Annotated in this window: 1 protein-coding gene; it reads left to right on the top strand. The window is 71.2% G+C overall.

Annotated elements, in window-relative coordinates; all coding sequences use genetic code 11:
- Positions 1–8625: hypothetical protein (locus G3A44_RS22860; RefSeq protein WP_203561543.1), on the top strand; the 8625-nt coding region annotated here is incomplete at both ends.

Below are 8625 nucleotides of genomic sequence, written 5' to 3'. Positions count from 1 at the left end.
GTGGCGCCGGCAACGACGCGGCTGGCGGCGGCGAAGGCGATGACGCCGTGGACGGCGGCACGGGCGACGACACCGTGTCCGGTGGCGCCGGCAACGACGCGGCCGACGGCGGCGAAGGCGATGACGCGGTGGACGGCGGCACGGGCGACGACACCGTGTCTGGTGGCGCCGGCAACGACGCGGCCGAAGGCGGCGAAGGCGATGACGCCGTGGACGGCGGCACGGGCGACGACACCGTGTCCGGCGGTGCTGGCAACGACGCGGCTGGCGGCGGCGAAGGCGATGACGCCGTGGACGGCGGCACGGGCGATGACACCGTGAGCGGTGGCGCCGGCCATGACGTGACCGAAGGCGGCGCAGGTGACGACTCGGTGGACGGCGGAACCGGCGATGACACCGTGAGCGGTGGCGCCGGCAACGACGCGGCCGACGGCGGCGAAGGCAACGACGCGGTGGACGGCGGCACGGGCGACGACACCGTGTCCGGCGGCGCTGGCAATGACGCTGCCGATGGCGGCGAAGGCGATGACGTGGTGGACGGCGGCACGGGCGATGACACCGTGACCGGCGGCAGCGGCGATGACAGCGTAAGCGGCGGCGCCGGCAACGATGCCACCGACGGCGGCGAAGGCAATGACACCGTCGACGGCGGAGAAGGTGACGACACCGTCACGGGTGGTGCAGGCCGCGACGTGCTGCAAGGCGGTGCGGGCAATGACACCCTGGTGTACGACGCCCAAGACCAGACCGCAGACGGCGGTGAAGGCACCGACACCCTGGTGCTGCTGGGCGATGCCGACCTGAGCACCGACGCGGTGGAGCTGCGCAACATCGAGGTGCTGGACCTGCGCGACGGTGCCATCGAAGGGCAGGACTCGGCCAGCCAGGTGCGCCTGTCGGTGGCCGACGTGCTGGCGATGCTGCCGCAGGGCAGCGACTTGCTCACGGTGCTGGGCGACGAAGGTGACGAAGTGCTGGTGGTGGGTGCCACCTGGACGGACACCAGCGGCGGCCACACGCCGGCGGGCTACAAGGACTACCTGCTGGACGACGGCGCGGGCCACACCGTCACGCTGCGTGTGACCGATGGCTTTGTGCTCAGCACCAGCCAAACCGAGGACAGCCGCAACGGCGGCGCGGGCTCTGACACCCTGGACGGCGCCGGCGGCAACGACACGCTGGATGGTGGGCGTGGCAATGACACCGTCACCGGTGGCGCTGGCGACGACACCATCGAAGGCGGTCAGGGCAACGACGACGTCTCCGGCGGCACGGGCAGTGACACCCTGTCTGGCGGCGCAGGCAATGACAGCGTCAGCGGTGGTTCTGGCAACGATGTGACTGATGGTGGTGACGGCGCTGACACCGTGGAGGGTGGCTCCGGCAACGACACGGTGGCGGGTGGTGCGGGCAACGATGCCACTGACGGCGGCACGGGCGACGACACCGTGGACGGTGGCGCAGGCAATGACATGGCCACCGGTGGAGAAGGTGACGACAGCGTGTCTGGCGGCACCGGTGATGACACCGTGTCCGGTGGCGCCGGCAACGACGCGGCTGGCGGCGGCGAAGGCGATGACGCCGTGGACGGCGGCACGGGTGATGACACCGTGAGCGGTGGCGCTGGCAACGACGCGGCCGAAGGCGGCGAAGGCGATGACGCCGTGGACGGCGGCACGGGCGATGACACCGTGAGCGGTGGCGCTGGCAACGACGCCACCGATGGCGGTGAGGGCAACGACGCGGTGGACGGCGGCACGGGCGACGACACCGTGTCCGGCGGCGCTGGCAATGACGCTGCCGATGGCGGCGAAGGCGATGACGTGGTGGACGGCGGCACGGGCGATGACACCGTGACCGGCGGCAGCGGCGATGACAGCGTAAGCGGCGGCGCCGGCAACGATGCCACCGACGGCGGCGAAGGCAATGACACCGTCGACGGCGGAGAAGGTGACGACACCGTCACGGGTGGTGCAGGCCGCGACGTGCTGCAAGGCGGTGCGGGCAATGACACCCTGGTGTACGACGCCCAAGACCAGACCGCAGACGGCGGTGAAGGCACCGACACCCTGGTGCTGCTGGGCGATGCCGACCTGAGCACCGACGCGGTGGAGCTGCGCAACATCGAGGTGCTGGACCTGCGCGACGGTGCCATCGAAGGGCAGGACTCGGCCAGCCAGGTGCGCCTGTCGGTGGCCGACGTGCTGGCGATGCTGCCGCAGGGCAGCGACTTGCTCACGGTGCTGGGCGACGAAGGTGACGAAGTGCTGGTGGTCGGTGCCACCTGGACGGACACCAGCGGCGGCCACACGCCGGCGGGCTACCAGGATTACCTGCTGGACGACGGCGCCGGCCACACCGTCACGCTGCGTGTGACCGTCGGCTTTGTGCTCAGCACCAGCCAAACCGAAGACAGCCTCAATGGCGGCTCGGGCTCCGACACCGTCAATGGCGCCGGTGGCAACGACACGCTGGACGGCGGCCAAGGGGATGACACCGTCAACGGCGGTGCGGGCAACGACAGCGCCGGCGGCGGCGCTGGCGACGACAGCGTCAGCGGCGGCACGGGCGATGACACCCTGGACGGCGGGACCGGCAACGACACCCTGGGCGGTGGCGTGGGCGACGACACCGTGGGTGGCGGCGAAGGTGACGACAGCAGCACCGGCGGCACCGGCAGCGACTCGGTGGACGGCGGTGCGGGCAGCGACACCGTGGACGGCGGCACGGGGGATGACACCGTGGACGGCGGCAGCGGCGACGACACCGTCGAAGGCGGCCAAGGCAATGACTCGGTTGCTGGCGGCGAAGGCGACGACAGCACCGATGGCGGTGCCGGCGACGACACCGTGGACGGCGGCGCTGGCCACGACACCGTGAGCGGCGGCGAAGGCAATGACTCGGTTGCTGGCGGCGAAGGCGACGACGGCACCGACGGCGGTGTGGGCGACGACACCGTGGACGGCGGTGCGGGCAACGACACCGTGTCCGGTGGCGAGGGCAACGACTCGACCGCCGGCGGCGACGGTGATGATTCCACCGACGGCGGAACGGGCGACGACACCGTCGACGGCGGTGCCGGCAACGACACCGTGAGCGGTGGCGAAGGCAGTGACTCGGCGGCCGGCGGCGACGGTGATGACAACACCGATGGCGGTGTGGGTGACGACACCGTCGACGGCGGTGCCGGCAACGACACCGTGAGCGGCGGCGAGGGCCACGACAGCACCGCTGGCGGCGAAGGCGACGACAGCACCGACGGCGGCACCGGCGACGACACCGTGGACGGCGGCGCCGGCAACGACACCGTGAGCGGTGGCGAGGGCAATGACAGCACGGCCGGTGGCGAGGGCGATGACGCCGCCGACGGCGGCGTGGGCGATGACACCGTGGACGGCGGCGCCGGCAACGACACCGTGTCCGGTGGCGAAGGCAATGACAGCACCGCCGGCGGCGAAGGCGATGACGCCGCCGATGGCGGTGTGGGCGATGACACCGTGGACGGCGGCGCCGGCAACGACACCGTGAGTGGTGGCGAAGGCAATGACAGCACCGCTGGCGGCGAAGGCGATGACGCTGCTGATGGTGGCGTGGGCGATGACACCGTGGACGGTGGCGCCGGCGACGACACCGTGAGCGGTGGCGAAGGCCATGACGCCACCGGCGGTGGCACCGGCGACGACACCGTGGACGGTGGCACCGGTGACGACACCGTGGCGGGCGGCGAAGGCAACGACGTGGCCGACGGCGGCACGGGTGATGACAGCGTCTCCGGCGGTACGGGTGATGACACCGTGGGCGGCGGCGAAGGCAATGACCTGGCCGACGGCGGCGAAGGCGACGACTCGGTCGACGGCGGTACCGGCGACGACACCGTGAGCGGCGGCGCCGGCAACGACGTGACCGATGGCGGCGAAGGCGCTGACAGCGTGGACGGCGGCGAAGGCGACGACACCGCCAGCGGCGGCGCCGGCAGCGACACCGTGGACGGCGGCGCGGGCAACGATGTGACCGACGGCGGCGAAGGCGATGACAGCGTCTCGGGTGGCACCGGCGACGACACCGTCAGCGGTGGTGCGGGCAACGACGTGACCGATGGCGGCGAAGGCGCCGACAGCGTGGACGGCGGCGAAGGCGACGACACCGTCACTGGCGGCGTGGGCGACGACACCGTGAGCGGCGGCGCGGGCAACGACCTGACCGACGGCGGCGAAGGCGCCGACAGCGCGGATGGCGGCGAAGGTGATGACACCGTCACCGGCGGCACGGGCGACGACACCGTCAGCGGTGGCGCCGGCAATGACGTGACCGACGGCGGCGAAGGCGCTGACAGCGTGGACGGCGGCGAGGGCGACGACACCGTCACCGGAGGCTTTGGCGACGACACCGTGAGCGGTGGCGCAGGCAATGACGTCACCGAAGGCGGCGAAGGCGCCGACAGTGTGGACGGCGGCGACGGTGATGACACCGTCTCGGGCGGCACCGGCGACGACACCGTGAACGGCGGCGCGGGCAACGATCTGACCGATGGCGGCGAAGGCGCCGACAGCGTGGACGGTGGTGAGGGCGATGACACCGTGACCGGTGGCAGCGGCAACGACACCGTGCGTGGTGGCGCCGGCAACGACGCCACCGATGGCGGCGAAGGCGATGACACCGTGGACGGCGGTGACGGCGATGACACCGTCACCGGCGGTGCCGGCAGCGACGTGCTGCAAGGCGGCTCGGGCAACGACACCCTGGTCTACGACGCCCAAGACCAAGCCGCCGAGGGTGGCGACGGCACCGACACCTTGGTGCTGCTGGACGATGCCGACCTGACCACCGACACGGTGGTCCTGAGCAACCTTGAAGTGCTGGACCTGCGCGACGGCGCCATCGCGGGCGAAGACTCCGCCAGCCAGGTGCGCCTGTCCGTGGACGAGGTGCTGGCCCTGCTGCCGCAAGGCGATACCTTGCTCACCGTGCTGGGCGAGTTGGGTGATGAAGTGTTGGTGGTGGGCGCCACCTGGACCGACACCACAGGTGGCAACACACCCGCCGGCTACACCGACTACCTGCTGGACGATGGCAACGGTCACACCGTCACGCTGCGCGTGACCGATGGCTTGGTGCTCAACACCAGCCAAATCGAAGACAGCCTGAACGGGGGGTCGGGCTCTGACACCGTCAACGGCGCGGGCGGCAACGACACGCTGGATGGCGGCGCGGGCAACGACACCGTCGCCGGCGGCGCCGGTGATGACAGCTCGGGCGGTGGCGAGGGCGACGACAGCGTCACCGGCGGCACCGGCAACGACACTCTGGACGGCGGCACAGGGAATGACACGCTGGGCGGCGGCGCCGGCAATGACACCACCAGCGGCGGTGAAGGCGATGACAGCGCCACCGGCGGTGGCGGTGACGACACCGTGGACGGCGGCACTGGCAGTGACACCGTGGACGGCGGCGCCGGCAACGACACCGTGAGTGGTGGCGAAGGCAACGACAGCACCGCTGGCGGTGAAGGCGATGACAGCACCGCCGGCGGCACCGGCGATGACACCGTGGACGGCGGCACCGGCAACGACACCGTGAGTGGTGGCGAAGGCAACGACAGCACGGCCGGTGGGGAAGGCGACGACAGCACCGACGGCGGCGTGGGCGACGACACCGTGGACGGCGGCACCGGCAACGACACCGTGAGCGGTGGCGAAGGCAATGACTCAGCCACGGGTGGCGAAGGCAACGACAGCACCGACGGCGGCGTGGGCGATGACACCGTGAACGGCAGTGCCGGTGACGACACCGTGACCGGTGGCGAAGGCAATGACTCAGGCACAGGTGGGGAAGGCGACGACAGCACCGACGGCGGCGTGGGCGATGACACCGTGGACGGCGGTGCCGGTGACGACACCGTGACCGGTGGCGAAGGCAATGACTCCGCCACGGGTGGCGAAGGCCAAGACAGCACCGATGGCGGCGTCGGCGACGACACCGTGGACGGTGGTGCCGGCAACGACACCGTGAGTGGTGGCGAAGGCCACGACAGCACCACCGGCGGCGAGGGTGATGACTCGGCTGACGGCGGCGTGGGCGACGACACCGTGGACGGCGGTACGGGCAACGACACCGTGAGCGGTGGCGAAGGCCACGACAGCACCGCCGGCGGCGAGGGCGATGACGTGGCCGACGGCGGCACGGGTGACGACACTGTGGACGGCGGTGCGGGTAACGACACCGTGAGCGGTGGCGAAGGCAACGACAGCACTGCTGGCGGCCAAGGCGACGACAGTGCCGATGGTGGCACCGGTGACGACACCGTGGACGGTGGCGCCGGCAACGACACCGTATCGGGCGGCGTGGGTGACGACACCGTGACCGGCGGTGAAGGCAACGACAGCACCGCCGGCGGTGAAGGCGATGACTCGGCCGACGGCGGTGTGGGTGATGACACCGTGGACGGCGGTGCGGGCCACGACACCGTGTCCGGCGGCGAAGGCAACGATTCGGCCACTGGCGGCGAGGGCGACGACACCGTGGACGGTGGCACCGGCGACGACACCGTGGACGGTGGCACTGGCGACGACACTGTGGGCGGTGGCGAAGGCAACGACAGCGCCAGCGGCGGCGCGGGTGACGACACCGTGGACGGCGGCGCCGGAGACGACACCGTCAGCGGCGGCGAAGGCAATGACCTGGTGTCGGGTGGTGAAGGCCACGACACCGTGGAAGGCGGCGAGGGCGACGACACCGTGCTGGGCGGCTCCGGCAGCGACGTGCTGCGTGGCGGAGACGGCAGCGACACCCTGGTCTACGACGGCCAGGACCAACTCATTGACGGCGGCAACGGCACCGATACCTTGGTGTTGCTGGGCGATGCCGACCTGACCGACGACACGGTCCAACTCAAGAACATCGAAATCATCGACATGCGCGATGGCGCGCTGCCGGGCGAAGACTCAGGCAGCCAACTGCGTCTGTCGGTGGCGGACGTGCTGGCCTTGCTGCCGGCCGGCAGCCCGCAACTCACGATCCGCGGTGATGCCGAAGACGAACTCCTGATCGTCGGCGCCACTTGGACCGACACCTCGGGCGGCGATACCCCCGCGGGCTACAAGGACTATCTGCTCGACGACGGCGACGGCCACACCGTCACGCTGCGCGTCAGCGATGGCTTCCTCCTCAGCACCAGCCAGGCCGATGACATTCGGGACGGCGGCGCGGACGCTGACACCGTGAACGGCGGCGGCGGCAACGACACGCTGGACGGCGGTGCCGGCAACGACACCGTGACCGGTGGTGCCGGCGATGACAGCAGCGCCGGCGGTGAAGGCGACGACAGCGTCAGTGGCGGCACCGGCAACGACACCCTGGCCGGAGGCACCGGCAACGACACCTTGGGCGCCGGTTCGGGCAATGACAGCACCGACGGCGGCGAGGGCGACGACAGCGTCGAAGGCGCCACCGGCAACGACACCGTGGACGGCGGCACCGGCGATGACACCGTGGACGGCGGTGCCGGCAATGACACCGTCAGCGGTGGCGAAGGCAATGACTCGACCGCAGGCGGCGAAGGCGACGACTCGACCGACGGCGGCACGGGCGACGACACCGTGGACGGCGGTACGGGCAACGACACCGTGACCGGCGGTGAAGGCAATGACTCGACCGCAGGCGGCGAAGGCGACGACTCGACCGACGGCGGCGCGGGCGACGACACCGTGGACGGCGGCGCCGGCAACGACACTTTGAGCGGTGGCGAAGGCAATGACTCGACCGCAGGCGGCGAAGGCGACGACTCGACCGACGGCGGTGTGGGCGACGACACCGTGGACGGCGGCGCCGGCAATGACACCGTCAGCGGTGGCGAAGGCAATGACTCGACCGCAGGCGGCGAAGGCGAAGACTCGACCGACGGCGGTGCCGGCGACGACACCGTGGACGGTGGCGCCGGCAACGACACCTTGAGCGGTGGCGAAGGCAATGACTCGACCGCAGGCGGCGAAGGCGACGACTCGACCGACGGCGGTGTGGGCGACGACACCGTGGACGGCGGTACGGGCAACGACACCGTGACCGGCGGTGAAGGCAATGACTCGACCGCAGGCGGCGAAGGCGATGACTCGACCGACGGCGGTGTGGGCGACGACACCGTGGACGGCGGCGCCGGCAATGACACCGTCAGCGGTGGCGAAGGCAATGACTCGACCGCAGGCGGCGAAGGCGATGACTCGACCGACGGCGGTGTGGGCGACGACACCGTGGACGGCGGCGCCGGCAGCGACACCGTGACCGGCGGTGAAGGCAATGACTCGACCGCAGGCGGCGAAGGCGACGACTCGACCGACGGCGGTGTGGGCGACGACACCGTGGATGGCGGTACGGGCAATGACACCGTGACCGGCGGTGAAGGCAATGACTCGACCGCAGGCGGCGAAGGCGATGACTCGACCGACGGCGGCGCGGGCGACGACACCGTGGACGGCGGCGCCGGCAGCGACACCGTGACCGGCGGTGAAGGCAATGACTCGACCGCAGGCGGCGAAGGCGACGACTCGACCGACGGCGGTGTGGGCGACGACACCGTGGACGGCGGCGCCGGCAATGACACCGTCAGCGGTGGCGAAGGCAATGACTCGACCG

The sequence above is a fragment of the Ideonella livida genome (genome assembly GCF_010499455.1).
Classification (GTDB): Bacteria; Pseudomonadota; Gammaproteobacteria; order Burkholderiales; family Burkholderiaceae_C; genus Ideonella; species Ideonella livida.
The sequence above is the reverse complement of the archived record's forward strand: the minus strand, read 5'-3'. Positions and strand labels throughout refer to the sequence as shown.